Origin of the sequence: Nitratireductor pacificus pht-3B, from assembly GCF_000300335.1 — a bacterium.
Lineage (GTDB): Bacteria > Pseudomonadota > Alphaproteobacteria > Rhizobiales > Rhizobiaceae > Nitratireductor > Nitratireductor pacificus.
Genome location: NZ_AMRM01000013.1, coordinates 110,890 through 132,992, shown reverse-complemented (window position 1 = coordinate 132,992; position 22,103 = coordinate 110,890). Strand labels below are relative to the sequence as shown.

Below are 22,103 nucleotides of genomic sequence, written 5' to 3'. Positions count from 1 at the left end.
GCACGTCCCGCGGGCTCACTCCGCCGCCCGGGCCTCCGCTTCCTCCGCAGCCAGCCGGCCGCGGCGATGCCCGGAGACGGTACTGCCGGCTTCCGGCGGCAGCATGAGGAACGGGATCACCGCCAGTGCGGACAGCACACCCACGATGATGAAGGCGTTGACGAAGGAATCGAGGCCGAGCGTGGTGCCGGTGACCACGGCTGTCGCCTCCAGAATGCCGCCGCCGATGGCGACGCCGAGGGCGATGCTGATCTGCTGGCTCGCGGCGGCAATGCTGGAAGCCTGGCTCGCCTCGCGGTCGCTGATTTCGGCGAAGACGAGTGCATTCGCGGAGGTGAAGAACAGCGAGCGAAGCAGGCCCGAAGCGATCAGCACGGCAATGATGACCGCATGCGGCGTGGCCGGCGTGAAGAGCGCGTTGACCGCGATGCTTACAGCGCCCAGGAGCGCTGCGAAGACAAGCACCGGCCGGAAACCGCCGAGGCGCAGCGCCGTGGTGGCGATGAATTTCATGGCGATTGCCCCGAAGGCCGAAGCGAAGGTCAGGAGGCCCGACTGGAACGGGGTCAGGCCGAAGACCACCTGAAACATCAGGGGCAGAAGGAAGGGCACCGCGCCGACGCCGATGCGGAACAGCGAACCGCCGACGATCGCCGCGCGGAAGGCGCGGTTGGCGAACAGGCTGAGGTCCAGAAGGGGGTGCGGCGTTCTGCGCGCATGGCGGACATAGAGCGCGGCCGCCGCAAGGCCGATCAGCACGGTGACGAGGCCGACGACCGGCGGCAGAGCCGGCAGGCTGATCACCGACAGGCCGAAGACCAGGCCGGAGGCCGCGATGCTGGACAGGAGAAGGCCGACCGTATCGAGCCTGCCGCGCTCCTCGGCGGCGAATTCCGGCAGGAAGCGACCGGCCAGCACGATGCCGGCGAGGCCGATCGGCACGTTGATCAGGAAGATCCAGTGCCAGGAGAAATAGGTGGTGATGAAGCCGCCAAGAGGCGGCCCCGCGACGGGGCCGATGAGAGCCGGTACGGAGAGCCAGGCCATGGCCGTGACAAGCTGCGCGCGGGGCGTGCCGCGCACGAGGATCAATCGGCCTATCGGCGTCATCATCGCGCCGCCCATGCCCTGCAGGAAACGCGAGAGAACGAAGGCGCCGAGCGAGCCTGAGAAGGCGCAGGCGAGGGAGCCGACGATGAACACGCCGATGGCCGCCCGGAAGACGTTCCTGGCGCCGAAGCGGTCGGCCATGAACCCGCTCACGGGAATGAAGATCGCCAGCGCCACCAGATAGGCGGTCAGCGCGAGTTTCAGGGTCACCGGGCTGGTGCCCAGGTCCGCTGCGATCGCCGGGAGCGACGTGGCGATGACGGTCGAATCCATATGCTCCATGAAGAGAGCAACGGCGAGGATAAGCGGCAGGGTGCGGTTCAAGGCTGTTCTTCGTTCTTGGAGCATCGGACCGATAAGGTGGATTTCGGTCTTCGGTTGTTCCGATGCTCAGTCAATAATTCAGATCGTCCATCGTGCGTCCCAAAGGACGCATGGCGATCCAGCCGAAAGCGAGCGACGGGCCCGGAGATCGGTTTTCGGCAGGCCGCGCTTTAGCATGCGGTATAACGTTTGTCCTGTGTCAGTCCGTGCAGGGGTGTTGGTGCTGATGCCGGTCCGGCGTGATTATTCGTGCCTCCCGAAGGGGTTTCGCCTTTTCAACCCGGCGCCGACGTGGTACCAGCCAGCGCCAATCCTGAAAGGGAATCATGAAATCGAGGCTGTGTTTCCAACCGGAAGCGGAGCCGCGCATCCTCTCATATTCAAGGGTCGGCAATGGCGAAGATCATCGAGACAGCAACCGGCGCCGAGGCGCTCACTTTCGACGACGTGCTCCTGCAGCCGGGACATTCGGAAGTCATGCCCGGGCAGACCGATGTGCGCACGCGCATCGCCGGCGATATCGAGTTGAACATCCCGATCCTTTCGGCGGCCATGGATACGGTGACGGAATCGCGTCTCGCCATCGCCATGGCGCAGGCCGGCGGCGTCGGCGTCATCCACCGCAATCTCACCCCGGCCGAGCAGGCCGAGGAAGTGCGCCAGGTGAAGAAGTTCGAATCGGGCATGGTGGTGAACCCGATCACGATCGGTCCCGATGCGTCGCTGGCGGAGGCGCACGCGCTGATGCGGGCGCATGGCATTTCCGGCATTCCGGTGGTCGAGAACGGCGGTGCAGGTGGCCACACGACCGGCCGGCTGGCCGGCATCCTGACCAACCGCGACGTGCGTTTCGCCTCCGATCCCGATCAGCCGGTTCGCGAGCTGATGACCCACCAGAACCTGATCACCGTCAGCGAAGGCGTGGCGCAGGACGAGGCCAAGCGGCTGCTGCACCAGCACCGGATCGAGAAACTCCTGGTGGTCGATACGGCGGGCAATTGCGTCGGCCTGATCACCGTCAAGGACATCGAGAAGTCGCAGCTCAACCCGAACGCGGCCAAGGACGCGCAGGGTCGCCTGCGGGCTGCCGCCGCCACCAGCGTCGGCGATGATGGCTTCGAGCGCGCCGAGCGCCTGATCGATGCCGGCGTCGACCTCTTGGTGATCGACACGGCGCATGGCCATTCGCAGCGCGTTCTCGACGCGGTGGCGCGGGCCAAGAAACTCTCCAACGCCGTGCGCATCATCGCCGGCAACGTCGCTACGGCCGACGGCACCAAGGCGCTGATCGACGCGGGCGCCGATGCGGTCAAGATCGGCATCGGTCCCGGTTCCATCTGCACCACGCGCATCGTCGCCGGTGTCGGCGTTCCGCAGCTTTCGGCGATCATGTCGGCGATGGAGACGGCGGAGAAGGCGGGCATCTCGCTGATCGCGGATGGCGGCATCAAGTATTCAGGCGACCTGGCGAAGGCGCTGGCCGCCGGTGCCTCGGCGGCCATGGTCGGCTCGCTGCTCGCCGGCACGGACGAAAGCCCGGGCGAGGTCTATCTGCATCAGGGCCGCTCGTTCAAGGCCTATCGCGGCATGGGCTCGGTCGGCGCGATGGCGCGCGGCTCGGCCGACCGCTATTTCCAGGCAGAAGTGCGCGACACGCTGAAGCTGGTGCCGGAGGGCATCGAGGGTCAGGTGCCCTACAAGGGGCCAACCGCCGGCGTGCTGCATCAGTTGACCGGCGGCCTGAAGGCGGCGATGGGCTATGTCGGCGCCGCCGACCTTCCATCGTTCCGCGAGAAGGCGACCTTCGTGCGCATTTCCAGCGCAGGCCTGCGCGAAAGTCATGCGCATGACGTGACGATCACGCGCGAAAGCCCGAACTACCCCGGCGGCGCATAAGAGCCGGAAGGAAAAGGGGCCTCAAGGCCCCTTTTTTTGTTCATTCCTTCTCGAAGATCCGCGTCTTGGCGACCAGGCCTGCCGCCGCGGCGCCGAGAAGCGGCGCGAGGATGAACAGCCAGAGCTGGCTGATCGGCACGCTTCCGGAGAACAGCGCCGGTCCGATGGACCGAGCGGGATTGACCGACGTTCCGGTGACCGGGATCAGGCACAGATGGATGACCGTCAGGGTCAGGCCGATCGCCAGTCCGGCGAGGGCCGTTTCGTGTTTCTTCGCGGTCACGCCGAGGATCACGGTGACGAAGATGAACGTGGCGACGGCCTCGGCGATGAACGCCGATCCCATCGAATAGCCGTTCACCGGATCCCAGCCATTGGCAGCGAGGATGGCCGGTGCGCCGGCGGCGTTGCCGCTGGCGATGACCCACAGCACCGTCGCGCCGAGAATGCCGCCGATCACCTGCGCCACCATATAAGGCGCGACGTCCTTGGCGGGAAAGCGGCCGGACAGGAAGGCGCCGAGCGTGACGGCGGGATTGAGATGCGCACCGGACACGGGCCCGATGGCGTAAGCCATCGCGATGACGGCAATGCCGAACGAAAGGGCGATTCCGACGCCGCCGGCGGGCAGCAGACCCCCATACCCTCCGGTGATCACGCTGGCACACCCGAAAAATACCAGGCAGAACGTGCCGAATACTTCAGCCATATAAGCTTTCATGCTCAAATCCTCGCAATCAAGGCAGTTGATCGACAGAGAGTTCTGTGAGTCTCGTTGAAAAATCAATCGTTTCATGTGAATTGGTGGAGGAAACGCCGAAAGCATGGGGAGTTGGGAGGAGTTGATGTCGCAGACCGGTATTTTCTGGCCGATGATGGCGCACGTGCTTCTCGTCTACGCGGTCTACATTCTGATGAGGCTGCGCCGCGGACGGGCCATCGAAAACGGCAGCGCCCGGATCTCGCAGTTCCGGGAGAACCGCGACGAACCGGCGGAAAGCCTGTTTGTCCGCAACAACCTGGCCAACCAGTTCGAACTGCCCGTGCTGTTCCACGCGGCCTGTCTCGCCCTGTTCGTGACCGGCAATGCGGGCGCCCTGGCGATCGGCCTGGCATGGATCTTCGCGATCTCGCGCTACGGGCACGCCTATGTGCACGTCACCTCGAATCGGATCCGCTACCGGCAGCCTCTGTTCGTCATCGGCTTCGTGGCGGCCGGCCTGATGTGGCTGCTCCTCGCCCTGCGGCTCGCCGGCGCTTCCACCTGACGGCACGCTAAGCCGCGGCGGCGGCAGCCAGCGAGCGTTGCGCATCGCGGGCGATGGCACAGAGTGCGGCGAAATCCGCCTGCCGCGGGTTTGTCCTGCGCCAGGCGAGAATGATCGTCCGGGATGGCCCGGGATCGACAAAGGGCAATACACGCACGGACGGCAGCATCTGCACCGAGGCGCGGGCGAGTTGCGGAATGAGCGTGACGCCCATGCCGTGCGCCACCATGTGCAGAAGCGTGGTCAGGCTGGTGGCGCCGAAGCTTTCCATCGCAACGGGCTTGACCTTGCCACAGATGTCGAGCGCCTGCCCGCGCATGCAGTGTCCCTCGTCGAGCAGCATCAGCCGCTCGAGCGCCATGCTCTCCTGCGCCACGGGCGGGGCGATCCGCTCCGCTTCGTCCTCCGGCACGGCGAGATGGAAAGGATCCCTGAACAGGATTTCGTGGACGAGCCGCGGGTCGTCCAGCGGTTCGGCGGCGATCATGCCGTCCAGGCGGCCGCTACCGGTTTCCTCGAGCAATGTGCCCGTGACGGCCTCGCGGATCTCCAGCTGCAGATGCGGGAAGCGCTGTTTCAGGCGCGGCAAGAGCTCCGGCAGGAGATAGGGAGCGACGGTGGGGATGACGCCGAGCCGGAAGCGTCCCTCGAGCACCTGCCGTTCGCGCCGCGCCTCGCTCTCCAGGTCGCGCAGCTCCGCCAGGATGCGCTCTATGCGCGGCCTGAGCGCCTGCGCTTCCGCCGTCAGCGCGACGCCGCCCGCGCCGCGCTCGAAAAGCCTGAGGCCGAGTTGCGCCTCCATTTCCGAGATCTGCGCCGACAGGGCGGGCTGGGTAACGCCGCAGCCCGCCGCCGCGCGCCCGAAATGGAGCGTTTCGGCGAGGCTTTCGAAATACTGCATCTGTCGGATGGTCAGGCGTATCATAAGATTATCTTATCGGAATGAATATCAAAGACAATTGGAAATTATGATGAGTCGCGTTACTCTGGAATGGTTCCAAGGAACGGTTCCAAGTCACGCGATCATTCATTGCCGCAACCGAAAGCAGCTCGGACCGGCAAGCAAGGGAGTTAAGACATGGCCGACAAGCCCACCATCACGACATCTGCCGGCGCGCCCGTCAGCGACAACCAGAATTCGGTGACGGCGGGCGAGCGCGGCCCGGTTCTCCTGCAGGACTATCAGCTCATCGAGAAACTTGCGCACCAGAACCGCGAGCGCATCCCCGAACGTCCGGTCCACGCCAAGGGCTGGGGCGCCTACGGCACGCTGAAGATCACCGGCGACATCTCGAAATACACCAAGGCGAAGGTGCTGCAGCCGGGCGCCGAGACGCCGATGCTGGCGCGTTTCTCCACCGTCGCCGGCGAACTGGGCGCGGCCGATGCCGAACGTGACGTGCGCGGCTTCGCGCTGAAGTTCTACACCGAGGATGGCAACTGGGATCTGGTCGGCAACAACACGCCGGTCTTCTTTGTCCGCGACCCGTTGAAGTTCCCCGATTTCATTCACACCCAGAAGCGTCATCCAAAGACCAACCTGCGCTCGCCGACCGCGATGTGGGACTTCTGGTCGCTGTCGCCGGAAAGCCTGCACCAGGTGACGATCCTGATGTCGGATCGCGGCCTGCCGACCGACGTCCGCCACATCAACGGCTACGGGTCGCATACCTTCTCGCTGTGGAACGACGCCGGCGAGCGCTACTGGGTGAAGTTCCATTTCAAGACCATGCAGGGCCACAAGCACTGGACGAATGCCGAAGCCGAGCAGGTGGTCGGCAAAACCCGTGAATCGACGCAGGAAGACCTGTTCAACGCGCTCGAGAACGGCGACTTCCCCAAATGGAAGGTCCAGGTGCAGATCATGCCCGAGACCGACGCGGAGAAGACGCCCTACAACCCGTTCGACCTGACCAAGGTCTGGCCGCATGGCGACTACCCGCCGATCGACATCGGGGTGATGGAACTGAACCGCAATCCGGAAAACTACTTCGCCGAGGTCGAGAATGCAGCGTTCTCGCCGTCGAACATCGTGCCGGGCATCTCCTTCTCGCCCGACAAGATGCTGCAGGCGCGCGTCTTCTCCTATGCCGACGCACACCGGCACCGGCTCGGCACGCATTACGAGACCATTCCGGTCAACCGGCCGAAGGTCGAGGTGGCGCACTACCACCGCGATGGTCAGATGAACACCTATGGCGGCATCAAGACCGGCAATCCGGATGCCTATTACGAGCCGAACTCGTTCGGCGGCCCGGTCGAGCAGCCGGCGGCGAAGGAGCCGCCCCTGAAGATCTCCGGCGACGCCGACCGCTACAACCACCGCGTCGGCAATGACGATTACGGCCAGCCGCGCGCCCTGTTCAACCTGTTCGACCAGGGCCAGAAGAACCGGCTGTTCGCCAACATCGCGGCAGCCATGGGCGGTGTGCCGGGCGAGATCGTCGAGCGTCAGCTCGCGCATTTCGACAAGGTGCATCCCGACTATGGCAACGGCGTCCGCAAGGCGCTGAAGGAGGCGCATGGTTACGAGGCCAATGCGATCCCGGTGTCGGGAAAGACGCCGCAGCAGGCCGCCGAATAGGCGCGGCGAAGAAACCGTGACGACCCGGCGGGCGCGGATCACTCCGCGCCCGCTTTCTTATGTTCCGCCGCTCTTGTGTATTCGCCTCCATCCCGCTAGCTGTGCAGCATTCGGGCAACCGGCAGAGGGACCACATGCGAACCGGCGGAAGACTGGCTGCGGCCATTGAGGTACTGGAAGACATCGACCGGCGTTATCGCCCGGCCGCCGAAGCGCTGAGAGACTGGGGCCTGTCGCACCGCTTTGCCGGCTCCAAGGACCGTGCGGCCATCGGCAACATCGTCTACGACGCCCTGCGCCGCAAGCGCTCCGCCGCCTGGATGCTCGGCGAAGAGACGCCGCGCGCACTGGCCTTCGGGGCGCTGGCGATCGAGGCAGGCTTCACGGCGCAGACCTTCGACGAGGCGCTGGCAGGAGACACTTTCGCCCCGCCCGGCCTTTCGGCGCAGGAGACGGCCGCTCTCAAGACCCACCGCCTTGAACAGGCGCCGGACGGCGTGCGGGCCGACTGTCCCGAATGGTGCGAGCCGATCCTCGAACGCGCCTGCGGTGCGGACTGGGTGGACGAAGCCGCCGCGCTTGCCGCTCGCCCGCCGCTCGACCTGCGCGTCAACACGTTGAAGGCGGCGCGCGACAAGGTCGTTCGCGCCCTCGACAAGAGCGGCGCTGGGCCCTGCGCGCTGGCGCCCGTGGGCCTGCGCATCGGTGCCATCGAGGGACAGGGGCGGCATCCGAATGTCCAGGCCGAGCCGGCTTTCCAGAAGGGCTGGTTCGAGGTTCAGGACGAGGGGTCGCAGATCGTCGCGCAACTGGCGGGCGCCGCTCCCGGCATGCAGGTGCTGGATTTCTGCGCCGGCGCGGGCGGCAAGTCGCTCGCCATGTCCGCCGCCATGGAAAACACCGGCCAGATTTGCGCCTTCGACGCGGACAAGCAGCGCCTGGCGCCGATCTTCGACCGGTTGAAGCGCGCCGGATGCCGCAATGTGCAGGCGACGGCCGGCGAGGGCGCTCTCGAGGCACTTGAAGGCCGGATGGATCTCGTCCTGGTGGACGCGCCCTGCACCGGGTCGGGCACCTGGAGGCGGCGTCCGGACGCCAAATGGCGCCTGTCGGAGAAACAGCTCGAGCAGCGGCAGGCGGAGCAGGCGGAAATTCTCGAAAAGGCGAGCCGCTTCGTGCGCCCCGGCGGCCGGCTGGCCTATGTGACCTGCTCGGTCTTCGCCGAGGAGAATGCCGACCGGGTCCGGGCCTTTCTCGAAGCATCTTCCGGCTTCACGCCGGTCGATCACGCCGCGCTCTGGCAGCGGAACTTTCCCGAAAAGGCCGGCTTCGCGCGCATCGACCCGGCGCTGGGCATCGCGCTTTCGCCGTTGCGCACGGGCACGGACGGTTTCTATTTCGCAGCGCTGACCCGCGACTGAGGGCAGGGGACAACATGGCGACGGACATGATCGAAACGCGGGTGCGGGCGAGCTTCGACCGGCAGAACATGATGCAGACCATCGGCGCGAAGCTGACGCTGGTGACGCCCGGCGTGGTCGAGATCGAGATGCCCTATTCCGAAGCGCTGACGCAGCAGCACGGCTTCCTGCATGCGGGCGTGATCTCGACGGCGCTCGACTCCGCCTGCGGCTATGCGGCCTACTCGCTGATGCCGGACGATGCAGCCGTGCTGACGATCGAGTTCAAGGTCAACCTCCTGGCGCCCGGCAAGGGCGAGCGTTTCCTGTTCCGCGGCTCCGTGACCAAGCCCGGCCGCACCATCATCGTCGCCGACGGCCAGGCCTACGCCTTCAGCGGAGAGGGAGAGGCGAAGCTGATCGCCACCATGACCGGCACGATGATGACCATCGTCGGACGCGAGGGGATCGCGGGATGAGCGGCGTGATCGTCGAGCCGGCCGTGCTGTCGGGCAGGACCGTGCTGTTCGTGATGGCGGCGGAGGCCGAGTACGGGCCGCATCTGAAACGCCGTTTCAAGCCGCTGATGACGGGTGTCGGCCCGGTCGAGGCCGGCGTGGTGCTGGGCGCCGAACTCGCGCTCCTCAAGGCGCAGAACCGGTTGCCGGATCTGCTCGTCTCGCTCGGTTCGGCCGGCAGCCGCACGCTCGAGCAGACGGAAATCTACCAGGCGACGACCGTGGCCTATCGCGACATGGATGCCTCGCCGCTCGGCTTCGAGAAAGGCGCGACGCCGTTTCTCGATCTGCCGGTGGCCGTGCCGCTGCCGTTGCGCATTCCGGGCATCCGCGAGGCGGCGCTGTCCACCGGCGGCAACATCGTTTCCGGCCTCGCCTATGACGGCATCGCCGCCGACATGGTCGACATGGAGACCTTCGCCTGCCTGCGCGCCTGCCAGCGCTTCAATGTTCCTCTGGTCGCCCTGCGCGGCATTTCCGACGGCCCGGCCGAATTGCAGCAGGTCAGTGACTGGACCCAGTACCTGCATGTGATCGACGAGAAGCTGGCGAAGGCGGTGGACCGGCTCGAGGCGGCGATCGCCGATGGCGTGCTCGCCGGCTGATCCTCATTGCGGCAGGTTCTTCGCGTTGCCGAACAGGATGCCGCGCAGCTTCACACGCTGGTCGCCGTCGCGGGAAACATAGGTGATGCCTTCCGCAGTGGCGTCGAGCATCCAGTCGCCCTTCTGCCCGCCGTCCCATTGCGTGGCGTAGCCGTCATCGAGCAGGCGCCAGGTGCCCGAGCGGGTCTCGCCGGTGTCGAGCAGCATGTGGCCGGTGCCGTCGGCCTTGAGGTAGACGAAGGCTTCGCCGCCGCCGCGTTCCAGCACATGCGTCGTATCGGGTATGAAGTACTGCAGGCTGTCTCTGGTGAGGATGGTCATGAAATGCTCCGATGGTTCCGCCCCGGCTTGCCCCGGTCGTTGGAAAGTGTAAATGTAGTCAAGTATCTTGACAATTAAGGCATGGAATCGAAGTGGTCAAGCATCTTGACGAAAATACCGAAGCCTGGCCCGATCATGTGGGCTGGCGGCTGTGGCAGGCGAGCCGCGCCTGGCAGGCGGCGTTCGTTGCCGCCATGCGCGATGCGGGCCATGGCTGGATGACCGAAGCGCGCGCCGCGCTGCTTGGCCACATCGGGCGCCGGGGCACGCCGCAGTCCGCGCTGATCGACCGGATGGGGATTTCCAAGCAGGCCGTGCAGCAGCTGGTGGACGGGCTGGAGGGCGAGGAGATCATCAGTCGCGTACCGGATCCCGACGACAGGCGGGCACGGATCGTCGTCCATACGCAGAAGGGGCGCCTGGCCCTGCGGGACGCCGACCGGATCAAGCGCGAGATCGAGCAAGCCTACCGCGCCCGCCTCGGCACGGACCGGTTCGACGCGCTGAAATCGGCGCTCGAGGCGCTGGCGCTGCCGCAGGACGGCAAGAATCCGGGTGACCGGGGCGGATAGAGGTTGCGCAGCCGCCGGCGTTTCATTAAAGGCTCGCCATGACGATATCCCATCCCGACTCGGCTCTCGCAGGTGCGGCTTCCGCCGACACTGTCCTCATCGTTGATTTCGGCAGCCAGGTGACCCAGCTCATCGCGCGGCGCGTGCGCGAGAGCGGCGTCTACTGCGAGATCGCCCCGTTCCAATCGGCCGAAGAGGCCTTCCGGCGCCTGCAGCCGAAGGCGATCATCCTGTCCGGCAGCCCGGCATCGACCGTCGACATCGGCAGCCCGCGCGCTCCGGACGTGATCTTCGAATCCGGCCTCCCGGTGCTCGGCATCTGCTATGGCGAGCAGACCATGTGCGCGCAGCTCGGCGGCAAGGTCGAAGGCAGCGATCATCGCGAGTTCGGCCGGGCCTTCCTGGAAATCCAGGACGATTGCGCCCTGTTCGACGGCGTCTGGGCCAAGGGCACCCGCCATCAGGTGTGGATGAGCCACGGCGACCGCGTCACCGCGCTGCCGCCCGGTTTCAGGATCGTCGGCACCTCGACGGGCGCGCCCTTCGCGGCGATCGCCGACGAGGCCCGCAAATACTACGGCGTACAGTTCCACCCCGAGGTGGTGCACACGCCGGACGGTGCCAGGCTGCTCGCCAACTTCGTGCAGAACATCGCCGGGCTGAAGGGCGACTGGACAATGGCCGCCTATCGCGAACAGGCCATCGAGGCGATCCGCAAGCAGGTGGGCAAGGGCAAGGTGATCTGCGCGCTTTCCGGCGGCGTCGATTCCTCCGTGGCCGCGCTTTTGACGCATGAAGCCGTCGGCGACCAGCTCACCTGCATCCTGGTCGACCATGGGCTGATGCGCAAGAACGAGGCAGCCGACGTGGTGGCCATGTTCCGCGAGCATTACAATCTGCCGCTGATCCTGGTGGACGCCTCCGACCGCTTCATCGGCGCGCTGGAAGGCGAGAGCGACCCGGAGACCAAGCGCAAGACCATCGGTCGCCTGTTCATCGAGGTGTTCGAGGAAGAGGCGAAGAAGCTCGGCGGGGCCGACTATCTGGTGCAGGGCACGCTCTATCCGGATGTGATCGAGAGCGTCTCCTTCACCGGCGGCCCCTCGGTCACGATCAAGTCACACCACAATGTGGGCGGCCTGCCCGAGCGCATGAAGATGAGCCTTGTCGAACCGCTGCGCGAGCTCTTCAAGGACGAGGTGCGGGTGCTCGGCCGCGAGCTGGGCCTGCCCGAGAGCTTCATCGGTCGCCATCCTTTCCCGGGGCCGGGCCTTGCGATCCGCTGCCCCGGCGGTGTGACGCGAGAGAAGCTCGACATCCTGCGCGCCGCCGACGCGATCTATCTCGACGAGATCCGCAAGGCGGGGCTCTACGATGCGATCTGGCAGGCCTTCGCCGTGCTCCTGCCGGTGCAGACGGTCGGCGTCATGGGCGACGGCCGGACCTACGAGTTCGTCTGCGCCCTGCGCGCGGTGACGTCGGTGGATGGCATGACGGCAGATTTCTACCACTACGACATGGAATTCCTCGGCCGCGCCGCCACCCGCATCATCAACGAGGTGAAGGGCATCAACCGCGTCGTCTACGACGTGACGAGCAAGCCGCCCGGCACGATCGAGTGGGAATGATTCAGGCCGGCTGATCTCATCCAGGGCGCGTTGCAACGGGATGTAGCGTGCCGGAACAAGGCCGGCCTCACGCCTGCATCGCTGGCCGCCGACGGGGTGGCCCCTGCGGCGGTTCTCAAGCCTCCGGCAGTCCGACGCTCCACTGGAAGTGTCGCTGCAGGCGCTGGGTCAGCCGGGCGCGGCTTGCGCGCTTCTTGCCGAGCAGGACCTCGTCGACGATCCCGTGAAGTCCGCCAAACAGAAAGACGGCGGTAAATTCCGGATCGTCGAGAGACCATGCGCCTGCATCACGCCCTGCTTCGAGAAGCGCCTTCAGATTACCGGCTATGGGATTGGGACCATCGTCCGGCGGGCGTGGATGAGTGTGAAACAGCATGTTGACCAGCGAACCGTTGTCGAGAAAGCGGGCCGTCGCGGCCTTGACCCAGACGGCGAGCTTCTCGTTCCAGCCCGCCTTGGACGCCCGCGCCAACGCTGCCTCCAGATCCGCGACGAATGCGCGAACGAAACGCTCTCCAAGCGCGGCGTGAATGTCCTCCTTCGAGGAAAAATGCAGGTAGAAGGTGCCCTTCGCGACGTCGGCGCCGGCCGTGATCTCCCCGACCGTCGTGGACCCAATGCCTTTCTCCAGGAACAGGACTTCCGCCGCGTTCATGAGCTCTTCCCGGCGCTCCTCGGCGGGCTTCGTCCGCGGCCTTTGCTTGCTGGCGATGCTCATGGTGCCCCGTCCCCGCTGCTGACTGAATCGCAATCGCCGACCAAGCTAGAACCGCTCAGGCGGGAAGTCACGGACGCATTGCCGGACAATCCGCGCCTGAAGATCCCTTGAGCCGAATGACCGGACGAGGTCACGCAAGGAACCGGTCGTAGTCGGCCGATACGCCATTCGTCTCCTGCAACAGGATCCTGTCGATCCTTTCGTCCGAGAACTCGCGATCGAACATGGCGCGATAGGTTTCCCGCATCTCGTTGCGCAGGGTTCTTTCAAGCCGGTCGGGATAGAGCAGTTCGGCCAGCCATGTCTGCGTAAGCGCGTCGTCGGGACCGATGGCGCCCCAGTAATGACTGCCCGTGGGCAGGACATAGACGCGCCTGGTTGCTGCGGCTCGCGTCGATTGAAGGACCGGATCGTCGAGGATCGTCCCCGGGGTTTCCCCTTCACCGCCGAAGAGCAGGATCACATCCGGCTCAAGGGCGGCGACCTGCTCCCGGCTGACGGGGGAGTAATCCGGCAGCGCCTCCGCGACATTGATGCCGCCGGCCCTGTAGATGTAGTAGGAATAGAGACCCTCGCTGCCGCCGCCCGAGGCATACATCGCCTCACCGGTGCGCGTCATCAGCAGGACGCGCTGCCGAGGACCAGTAGGCAGCGTGCGCACCATCTCCGCCAGGCGCCGGCTGGTCTCTCCGCGCTGTGCATTCAGGCGCTCCGCGCGCCCGGTATCGCCGATCATTTCACCGAACATCGTCATCATGGCCGAAAGCGTCGCTTCCGCCCCGCCGATGGAGCGGTAGCGCGCAACGGTGATGCCGGCGTTTTCGAGAGGGGCGATCAGCGCGTCGCCCATCTCCGCCCACTGCACCACGATGTCGGGGTGAAGCCGCGCGATCCCCTCGACATTCGGCGTGAAATCGCCGCCGACCGCGATGTTCGTGGGGATGTCCATCACCTCGGGGAACAGTTCCCGGACGAAGCTTCTGGCAAACATGTCCTGGGCGCGTGGATGAATTCCGACGAGGCGTTCCGGCGAGCCGTAGACCGCGAGCGCCATGGCCGCATAGGGCGGCCCCAGCGTGACGATGCGCTCCGCGGGGCGGGGAAGCTTGATCGTCCGGCCATCGAGATCGAGAAAGCTGACGGCTTTGTCACCGGTCACCGGCGAGGCCGAACCGTCGCCGTCCTTGCACCCCAGGAGCCCGAATGTCGCCACAGCTGCCGAAGCGGTTGCGAGAAGATTGCGTCTGGTCCAGATCTCAGTCATTGCGAGCCTCTCTCATCGGAATGTGTTGCCGGGTGTCGGGAGCCGATCCAGCATCGGGACCAGAGCGTCGGAACCGCCCGGCACCGGGATACGCCGGACTTCGACGCCGTAGAGCTTGTGCAGGTTCTCCTCGGTAAGCACGGTGTCGACCGGGCCGCGAAGGATGCCGCCCTGCATCAGCATCGCCACATCGTCCGCCAGATGGAGAGCATGCTGCGGATGATGCGTGCTGAAGATGACGGTGAATGCCGGATCGCGCGTCAGATCCCGTATCAGCGCGAGGAGATGGTTCTGATTGGCGAGGTCGAGCGCCGAGGACGATTCGTCCAGCACGATCGTCTTCGCCCCGGTAGCGATTGCCCGCGCGACCAGAACGAGTTGCCGCTCCCCGCCGGAGAGAACCGAAAAGGACCGCTCCGAGAGGGCGGCGAGGCCGACCCGTGTGAGCGCCGACCGCGCGGCATCATAGTCGTCGCGTCCGGGCGCGCCGAACACGCCGATGGACCTCGCCCTGCCCATGACCACCATGTCAAGCACGCGATAACGCGCCGGCAGATTTCCGGCCTGCGGCACATAGCCGATCAGCGCGGGTGCCGCGCGACCGCCTTCGTGCAGCGGCTGAAGGCCGAGCAGCGAACGGATCAGCGTCGTCTTTCCGCGCCCGTTCGGCCCAAGCAAGGCGAGGCAGGCGCCTTCCTTCACCGAGAGGTCAAGACCCCGAAAGACCCAGCGCGCGCCGAAGCGGACGCCTGCACCGTCGAGCCGGATCATGCCATCGCCTCCTCGGCGTGCTGGCGCCGTCTGAGCAGGGCGGCGACGAAGGGCGCGCCGATGACGGCGGTCAGCACCCCAAGCGGGATTTCCGTCGAGGTCGCGCTTCGCGCCAGCGTATCGACCACGCAAAGATAGGACGCGCCCAGAAGCGCGGACGCGGGGAGAAGGTGGCGATGGTCATGGCCGATCAGCAGCCGTGCGACATGCGGCACGACGATCCCGACCCAGCCGACGATCCCGGCGACCGAGACGGTCGTCGCGACGATCAGGGTGACCCCGAAGAAGATCAGCCAGCGGTCGCGCTCGACGGGAACCCCGAGGGCACCGGCCTCTTCGTCACCGAGCGAGAGAGCGTTGACGCGAAACCGCATCAGCCAGAGCAGGCAGCTTCCGACAGCGACCGCCGGTGTCGCGAGCAGAACCTTTTCCCATGTCGCCGTGGCGAAGCTCCCCATCAACCAGAAGACGATCGCCGGCAAGGAGTTGTAGGGGTCGGCCAGCAATTGCGTGACCGAGACCAGGGCCGCGAAGAAGGCTCCGACGATGACGCCCGTCAGGATGACGGTCGTGGTGTCGGCGCGTCCTCCCACGCGCGCGATGGCTCCGACCATGACCAGCGAAAACAGTCCCGCTGCGAAAGCGCCGCCAAGCAGCGCAGCACCGGCAAATCCGCAGAGGATCGCCACCGCGCCGCCAAAGGCCGCGCCGGATGAGACGCCGAGGAGTTCCGGCGCGGCGAGCGGATTGCGGAACACGCCCTGCATCGCCGCGCCCGACATCGCCAGGCCTGCGCCGCACAGCGCGACCAGAACGATCCTGGGGCCGCGCAGAAGGGTGACGATGCGCTCATCCATGCTGAGCGTGGCGCCCTCCGTCCGGTACCCGACAATGATCGACAGCACCTTGCCGGGAGCGACGGGATACTGGCCCGCGCAGACCCCGATCAGCATCGTTGCCACCAGTGCGACGCCGAGCAGGGTGTACACCAGCAAGCGAAGCTTCTCCGCCTTGACGGCCGTCTCGCCGAAGCATGCTTCGGCGGTGTCTGAAAGGAGGGGATCCCTGGCCGCAGCCGCGTCGGGCGGCCCGGCCTCTCGCGTGATCGTCATGTTCAGAACCTGACGCTGGCGCCGAGCCCGATCGTCCTGCCGACGCCGGGGCGCACGAGATCGAGACCGGGTCCATAGCTGGCGCCGATGATCTCGTAGCGCTCGTCGAAGACGTTGTTCGCGAACAGATACACCTCGGCATCGTCGCCCTGCCAGCCGAGGCGGGCGTTTACGACGCCATAGGCGTCCAGGTCGAAGGTCCGTTTCACGTCGACCGCGCGCGACCCGACATGCTGGTAGTTCGCGTTCACGTAGAATTCGCCCTGGTTCACGCCGAGGCGGCTTGCATCGATCCGGTATTCCATGCCGAGATGGCCGGTAAGGCGCGGAATGCCGGGGACCCGCCCACCCGTTCGCGCGCCCGTCAGGCTCGGTTCCGGTATCGTGCCGAATGTGGCGTGGGTGTAGCCGATGCCGCCGAACACGGTCAGGTCCGGCGTGACCTGCACCCTTGCCTCCAGTTCGCCCCCATAGGTCTCGTAGTCCAGCGCCGCGACGGTGAAACTGTAGATCGCGGGATCGTATGTGAGCAGATGGCCGTCCCGCACATCGTTATAGAACAGCGACCCGTTGAGCGTCGCCCGTCCGTCCCACAGGGTCGCCTTGAAGCCCGCTTCGTAGGTCCAGCTCAGCGAGGTCGGGAAGCTCGCCTCGTTGATGCCGAAGGGCACGTTGTAGGGAACCCATGGAAGACCGCCCGCCACCGCGCCGCGGCCCATCGAGGCGTAGGTCATCAGATCGTCGGTCCACTGGTAGTTGAGGCCGACGCGGCCCGTGACGAAACTATCCTTGAAGGATGCGTCCTGCCGGAAGAAGTCGACCGTATCCGGCGGCTCGCCGTCGAACACATATGCGACACGCTTTTCCTCGTGGGTGAGGCGCATTCCGATGACGCCGGTCAGCCGGTCGGTGAGCGGAACGGAGGCCTCGCCGAACGCGGCGTAGCTTCTCGTCCGCATCTCGGTGTTCAGCCGTCCGCCATAGGTGAAGAATGCGGGGTCCGTCAGGTTCTCCGCCCGGCGGAGCATGTCGAAATCCGACTGGAAATAGTTCAGACCTGCCGTCCACCGGACATGCGCGTCGTCATGCGACGACAGGCGAAATTCCTGGAAGAGGTTTTGCTCGCCGAGTTCCACCAGCGAGAGGTTCTCCCGTGGCCCGTTCACCGAATCCCCATAGACCAGGCCATCGGCAAGATCCATGACCTGCGGGCTTTCCATCGACTGGAAGGCCGAGATCGACGTGAACCGGAAAGCATCGAAGTCGTGCTCGACCCTGAGCTTGGTGCCGTATTGCTCGCGCCTGAAATCGTTGCGGGGGTTGAGCCCGCTGCAGGGGTAGCAGTCCGCGTCGCGCATCACCCAGAGTGGAGTGGCGTCGTCGTTGCGATCGTAGTTCAGACTGAGAAGAACCGAGGTGACGTCGCTCGGCGTCCAGAGCACGGAGCCGCGCGCCGCGCCGACCCTGATCGCGCCGTCCTCGCCGCCCTGCACGACGTTGCGGATGTCGCCGTCGCGGCTGGAATACTGAAGCGCCAGCCTCGCGGCGAGCGTGTCGTCGATCAGCGGCATGTTGGCGATGAACTCGCCGAGGTGCCAGCCATTGGTTCCGATCTCCCCGCGCAGCCTGAACTCACGGTGGAATTCGGGCGTGTTCGGCACGAAATTGACCGCGCCGCCTTGCGAGTTGCGGCCATAGAGCGTGCCCTGCGGGCCGCGCAGCACTTCGACGCGTGAAAGGTCGAGCGCCGAGGGCGGTATGCCGAACGCCGACATCGGAATCTCATCGACATTGAACGAGACGGAGGTGTCGTCGGGCGACAGGGGGAACAGCGATCCGACGCCGCGGATATGGCCGATATTCGTGTAGTTGCCGCCGAATTCCTGCATGACGAAATTCGGTGTCGAGCGGGCGATGTCGGCATTCGACGATGCGGGCGAGATCTGCTCCGTCTCCCGGCCTTCGATGACCTTGATGCTGATCGGAACGGACTGTGCATCTTCGGCATGGCGCCTTGCCGTGACCGTGATCGTGTCGAGTATGGTCGCCTGGCCTTCGGCGTTCTCCTGCTCCTGGGCAACGGCCGGCAATGGGATCAGCACTGTCGATGTCATCAGGAATGCAGCCAGCCGGACGGACCAGCACTTCGCTGGCTCCCCGCGGGAATCTGCATGGAGTTTGTGTCGTACAGACGGAGTGTGCGGGATGGAGGCCATGGGCGTTTCCTTGGGCTTTGGCTGGAGCGGGTCGCCGATGGCTGCCGTGCTCGAATGCTTGGATGTGTTGTCAGTTCGGGTTGGTGGAAGGGGCGATGCGCCAGTTTCGCGCCTGCGCGTACTGGCCGTAGAGGCGGGCGAAGAAACCGCCTGCATGCTGGAGGTCCTCGGTTGCACCGAACTCCGCGACGCGTCCCGCATCGAGGGCGACCACCTGGTCCGCGGCCGCCAGTGTTGTCGGCCGGTGCGCGATCACGATCACCGTGCGTTCGGCGTTGCTGGAAAGCGCGACGATCGCCTGGGCGATGGCCTGCTCATTCTCGGGATCGAGCGCCGAACTTGCTTCGTCGATGAGGACGATGCGCGCCTTCTTCAGGAAAGCGCGGGCGATGGAGACGCGTTGGCGCTCGCCGCCCGAAAGCTGTGCTCCACCTTCGCCAACCCGTGTCTTCCAGCCCTCCGGCAGGCGCGCGATGAGTTCGTCGAGACGCGCGGCTTTTGCCGCCGCCGCCAGATCGTCCGCGGTGGCATCCGGCCGGGCCAGCCTGAGATTGTTCTCGATCGTATCGTCGAAGAGGTAGACCTCCTGAAAGATGATCGCGATGTCATCCATCATGGCCTCCTGATCGAGGTCGCGAACATCGACGCCGCCGATGCTCACGCGTCCCTCGCCGACATCGAAGAAGCGGGCGATCAGGCGGATGACGGTCGTCTTGCCGGAACCCGATGGGCCGACAAGCGCAGTGGTTGTTCCCGGGGCGCAGCGGAAGGTCACGTCACTAAGCGCGGGCTTGTCGCCATAGCCGAAGCTCACTCCGGAGAATTCGATAGACGCGTCGGTCAGCTGACGCACCGGGTTCGGGTTCTGCGGCAGGGCGGGAGTGTCAAGCACCGCCATCAGGCGCTTGATGGAATTGTCCATCTCGCGGAGCGCGCCGTTGAGGTCGATCAGCCCGCCGAGCGGCTCGATGAAACGCACGGCCAGAACGAGGAGCGCGACGGTGACGGCAACCGAGTTGGAGCCTTCGAGGAGCAGGTAGGCGCCGAGAACCACCACTGCCCCGATGCCGACCACCACCAAGGCGGTATAGGCGAGGTCAGGAGTCATGGAGCGGTCCATGCCATGGCGATACACCCGCCTGTGATCCTCGAGCGCGGCGCGCATGCGATCACTGCCGGTCTCGCCGAGGCCGGCGGCGCGCAGGACCGGTTGAGCCTGGCCGAACTCGATGGCGCGGCCGGCAATCTCGGTATTGGCCACTTCCAGCAGGATCACCGATTCGTCCGCGATTCGCGCCGAGTGCCGCAGCGCGAGACAGGCGAACGGCACGATCGCCGCAAACAGCAGGCCCATGCGCCAATCGATGAAGAACGTGATCACCAGTATCGTGGCGGAGACCAGCAGCGACGTGATCGCCGGCCCCCCCGTCACCACGGCCAGATGCGCCACGTGGCCGACATCCTCCGTCACCGCCCGCGCAAGCCTTGCTTTACGTTCGGTCGTAAACCAACCGAGCGGCAGAATGCTGACATGGCGCATCAGGTGAAGCCGGAGTTGCGCCGCCAGCTCTCCGCTGGCGGCCAGCCCGACCGGCGACGCGATCACGCTGAGGACGCCATAGAGAAGAAGACCGAGCGCGCCGGCGATCAGCCATGGCCTGGCGGCGGCGAAATCCGGGTCGGCCCGCAGAAGCGCCGAGAGGATGGGGACGAGCAGCCCGAGAAGCGCGCCCTGCAGGATCGCCATGACGGCCTGCAGAAGACCGAGCCGAAGCAACAGAACGGGGTTGGGCCAGAGTGTGTAGAGATGGCGGATCAGGCTCATGCTGCTTCTCCTCCCTGCTGCGCGCGCCACATTCGGGCGTAAAGCCCCCGGCATGCGATGAGTTCGGCATGCGTTCCGCGCTCCGCGACCTTCCCGGCGTCGAGGACGAGGATTTGGTGCGCGCCGGCGATGGTGTGCAGCCGATGCGCGATGACGAGCACCGTCTTGCCGGCGGTGAGCTCGGCCAGCGCGGCCTGCACGGCGCTTTCGCTGTCGGGATCGAGTGCGGCGGTGGCCTCGTCGAGGATGACGATCGGGGCGTCGGAAAGGATCGCGCGGGCGATGGTCAGGCGTTGACGCTCGCCGCCGGAAAGGCCGGCGCTCTCCGTGCCGAGCGGTGTGTCGTAGCCGTGCGGCAAACGTTCGATGACGTGATCGACCTGCGCTGCCCTGGCGGCGGCGCGAACATCGTCGTCGCTGGCGTCGGGCCTGCCGATGCGAATGTTCTCGCGCACCGTGTCGCGCAGCAATATGACGTCCTGGAACACCAGCGACATCGAGGAGAGAAGCAAAGGCGTCGGGATCGCGCGGATATCGGTGCCGCCGATACGGATCGCGCCGGCACTCACGTCGTAGAAGCGCGGGACGAGGCTCGCGAGCGTGGACTTGCCGGCGCCGGAAGGGCCGACCAGAGCCGTGAGTGTGCCCGGCTCGCAGATCGCGCTGACGGCCGACACGGCATCGGAGACGCCGTCATAGCTGAAGGATACCTTGTCGAACTCGATGCGGTGTCCGTTCGGCGTCCTGGCGACCAGCGCTTCGGGAATCCCCGGCCGGGACAGGAGATCCTCGATGTTGCCCGCCGCCAGCCGGCCCCTGCGAAGCCCCTGTTCCCCCAGCACGGCTGGCATGATCGCGGTGGGGAGGCCGATGCCGACGACCAGGAAGGGCAGGAGGTCGGCGGCCTGCATTGCGTCGCCGCTGATCATCCAGATCCCGGTCACCATGACGACGGCCAGAACGGCCATCTCCGAACCGAGCAATCGCGCAGCGGCGGAGCTGTAACGGGTTTCATCGACCCAGGCCCGGAAAGCCTCGGTGTGTTCCCGCACTGCCTCGGCGAAGCGTTCCAGGATCCGCCCTCCCGTTCCGAAGGTTTTGACGACTGTTATGCCGTCCGCATACTCCACGCTCGCGGCGCTGATGCGCGCCTCCGCCGCATTCAGGCGGGCGAGGTGAAGCGACATCGAACGCATCGCCACCTTGAAGAAAAGCGCCCATGCCAGGAGCGCCGCCACGGTCACCGCTGTCATGCGCCAGTCGACGAGGATCAGGTATCCGATGCCGACGATGATCGCGACCGCCGCGCCGATGATCTCGCCCAGCGCATGCGCGATAAGCTGGTGCATGTCCTCGAGATCGGTCGTCATCACCTTCTTGACGGCCCCGGAGCCGACCGACCTGAACCAGCCGATCGGAAACACGCCGAGCCGCCGCACGAGCTTCACGCGGATGTCGTGCAGGATCTCCGCATCGGCATAGTGCCCGAGCCTCGAGGAGAAGAAGACGAGAACGAGACGCAGCGCGCCGCCGGCGATGCCGATGAGGACCCATGTCCATATCGTTTCGCTGACCGCCGCCACGCTTTCGGCCGCCAGGGCGACGCGCGCGATCTCGGCGATCGCGATATAGGGCGCGAGACCGGCGGCGGCGCCCAGCGCCGACAGGATGGAGCAGCCGATCAGATAACCGCGAACGGGACCGAGAAGGCGCCAGAGCGGCGCAGCCCGCACGAGCCTGGGAGATGTGGAGAAGGGGGAGTTTGCTTCTTGACCTCGCGCCGGAGTGGCGGGCTCCGAGCCCGCAAGCGCCTCGCCGATTTCGGACATGAATAGCCTCCTGCGATCCCGCTTCATCGGGAGCGCACCGCAAAAATTGATCATCGCTTTCAAGTTAATTCTGATACGGGCGCTTGGAGCGGCGAGTCAAGTGACTTTCGGTCAGTCAGTGAACTGAAATCCGGGATCCGCC

Annotated in this window: 19 protein-coding genes; 8 read left to right on the top strand and 11 right to left on the bottom strand. The window is 65.8% G+C overall.

Annotated features, from left to right (window positions below; genetic code table 11):
• Positions 1-15: 15 nt before the first annotated feature.
• Positions 16-1,434, bottom strand: a complete 1,419-nt coding sequence (locus NA2_RS12970; protein ID WP_008597413.1) for a DHA2 family efflux MFS transporter permease subunit — start codon at positions 1,432-1,434, stop codon at positions 16-18.
• 393 nt (positions 1,435-1,827) lie between these two features.
• Here NA2_RS12970 and guaB point away from each other — a divergent pair, with 393 nt between their 5' ends.
• Positions 1,828-3,330 carry an IMP dehydrogenase gene (gene guaB / locus NA2_RS12965; protein ID WP_008597412.1) on the top strand — a complete coding sequence of 501 codons (1,503 nt, stop codon included), beginning with the start codon at positions 1,828-1,830 and terminating at the stop codon, positions 3,328-3,330.
• Positions 3,331-3,370: 40 nt separating this feature from the next.
• On the opposite strand, the gene NA2_RS12960 is transcribed toward guaB, so the two are convergent.
• Complete coding sequence (locus NA2_RS12960) at positions 3,371-4,051, bottom strand: MIP family channel protein (RefSeq protein ID WP_040677741.1); 681 nt, start codon at positions 4,049-4,051, stop codon at positions 3,371-3,373.
• A 124-nt stretch (positions 4,052-4,175) separates the two neighbouring features.
• Between NA2_RS12960 and NA2_RS12955 the strand changes: the two genes are divergently transcribed.
• Complete coding sequence (locus NA2_RS12955; RefSeq protein WP_008597410.1) at positions 4,176-4,598, top strand: MAPEG family protein; 423 nt, start codon at positions 4,176-4,178, stop codon at positions 4,596-4,598.
• Between the two features lie 7 nt (positions 4,599-4,605).
• Here the strand turns inward: NA2_RS12955 and NA2_RS12950 are convergent, their stop codons facing one another.
• Positions 4,606-5,523, bottom strand: coding sequence for a hydrogen peroxide-inducible genes activator (locus NA2_RS12950; RefSeq protein ID WP_008597408.1), 918 nt, complete (start codon positions 5,521-5,523; stop codon positions 4,606-4,608).
• 153 nt (positions 5,524-5,676) lie between these two features.
• On the opposite strand from NA2_RS12950, the gene katA reads away from it, so the two are divergent.
• The 4 genes from katA to NA2_RS12930 all read left to right on the top strand — a co-directional run bounded on the left by katA (position 5,677) and on the right by NA2_RS12930 (position 9,705).
• Entirely contained in the window at positions 5,677-7,182 is a 1,506-nt protein-coding gene (gene katA / locus NA2_RS12945) for a catalase KatA (protein WP_008597406.1), read from the top strand.
• Positions 7,183-7,316: 134 nt separating this feature from the next.
• Positions 7,317-8,603: an RsmB/NOP family class I SAM-dependent RNA methyltransferase gene (locus NA2_RS12940; RefSeq protein ID WP_008597405.1), complete on the top strand. Its 1,287-nt coding sequence runs from the start codon at positions 7,317-7,319 to the stop codon at positions 8,601-8,603.
• A gap of 14 nt (positions 8,604-8,617) precedes the next feature.
• A complete protein-coding gene (locus NA2_RS12935; protein WP_008597403.1) occupies positions 8,618-9,061 on the top strand; it encodes a PaaI family thioesterase in 444 nt (147 codons plus the stop codon).
• Positions 9,058-9,705 carry a 5'-methylthioadenosine/S-adenosylhomocysteine nucleosidase gene (locus NA2_RS12930; RefSeq protein WP_008597402.1) on the top strand — a complete coding sequence of 216 codons (648 nt, stop codon included), beginning with the start codon at positions 9,058-9,060 and terminating at the stop codon, positions 9,703-9,705. The genes NA2_RS12935 and NA2_RS12930 overlap by 4 nt, the downstream gene beginning before the upstream one ends.
• A 3-nt stretch (positions 9,706-9,708) precedes the next feature.
• On the opposite strand, the gene NA2_RS12925 is transcribed toward NA2_RS12930, so the two are convergent.
• Complete coding sequence (locus NA2_RS12925; protein WP_008597400.1) at positions 9,709-10,026, bottom strand: hypothetical protein; 318 nt, start codon at positions 10,024-10,026, stop codon at positions 9,709-9,711.
• Positions 10,027-10,118: 92 nt separating this feature from the next.
• On the opposite strand from NA2_RS12925, the gene NA2_RS12920 reads away from it, so the two are divergent.
• Positions 10,119-10,598, top strand: coding sequence for a MarR family winged helix-turn-helix transcriptional regulator (locus NA2_RS12920; RefSeq protein WP_008597399.1), 480 nt, complete (start codon positions 10,119-10,121; stop codon positions 10,596-10,598).
• A 38-nt stretch (positions 10,599-10,636) separates the two neighbouring features.
• Entirely contained in the window at positions 10,637-12,226 is a 1,590-nt protein-coding gene (gene guaA / locus NA2_RS12915; protein WP_008597398.1) for a glutamine-hydrolyzing GMP synthase, read from the top strand.
• 115 nt (positions 12,227-12,341) lie between these two features.
• Here the strand turns inward: guaA and NA2_RS12910 are convergent, their stop codons facing one another.
• The 7 genes from NA2_RS12910 to NA2_RS12880 all read right to left on the bottom strand — a co-directional run bounded on the left by NA2_RS12910 (position 12,342) and on the right by NA2_RS12880 (position 21,961).
• Complete coding sequence (locus tag NA2_RS12910; protein WP_008597396.1) at positions 12,342-12,944, bottom strand: TetR/AcrR family transcriptional regulator; 603 nt, start codon at positions 12,942-12,944, stop codon at positions 12,342-12,344.
• Positions 12,945-13,074: 130 nt separating this feature from the next.
• Complete coding sequence (locus tag NA2_RS12905; RefSeq protein WP_008597395.1) at positions 13,075-14,208, bottom strand: ABC transporter substrate-binding protein; 1,134 nt, start codon at positions 14,206-14,208, stop codon at positions 13,075-13,077.
• Between the two features lie 12 nt (positions 14,209-14,220).
• Positions 14,221-14,979 (bottom strand): ABC transporter ATP-binding protein, encoded by a 759-nt coding sequence (locus NA2_RS12900; RefSeq protein WP_008597394.1) that lies wholly within the window; start codon positions 14,977-14,979, stop codon positions 14,221-14,223.
• Positions 14,976-16,091 carry a FecCD family ABC transporter permease gene (locus NA2_RS12895; RefSeq protein ID WP_008597393.1) on the bottom strand — a complete coding sequence of 372 codons (1,116 nt, stop codon included), beginning with the start codon at positions 16,089-16,091 and terminating at the stop codon, positions 14,976-14,978. Before NA2_RS12895 ends, NA2_RS12900 begins: the two co-directional genes overlap by 4 nt.
• Before the next feature lie 2 nt (positions 16,092-16,093).
• Positions 16,094-18,205 (bottom strand): TonB-dependent receptor, encoded by a 2,112-nt coding sequence (locus tag NA2_RS12890; RefSeq protein WP_081582681.1) that lies wholly within the window; start codon positions 18,203-18,205, stop codon positions 16,094-16,096.
• A 172-nt stretch (positions 18,206-18,377) separates the two neighbouring features.
• A complete protein-coding gene (locus NA2_RS12885; protein WP_008597391.1) occupies positions 18,378-20,132 on the bottom strand; it encodes an ABC transporter ATP-binding protein in 1,755 nt (584 codons plus the stop codon).
• Positions 20,129-21,961 carry an ABC transporter ATP-binding protein gene (locus NA2_RS12880; RefSeq protein ID WP_008597390.1) on the bottom strand — a complete coding sequence of 611 codons (1,833 nt, stop codon included), beginning with the start codon at positions 21,959-21,961 and terminating at the stop codon, positions 20,129-20,131. Before NA2_RS12880 ends, NA2_RS12885 begins: the two co-directional genes overlap by 4 nt.
• Between the last annotated feature and the right edge of the window lie 142 nt (positions 21,962-22,103).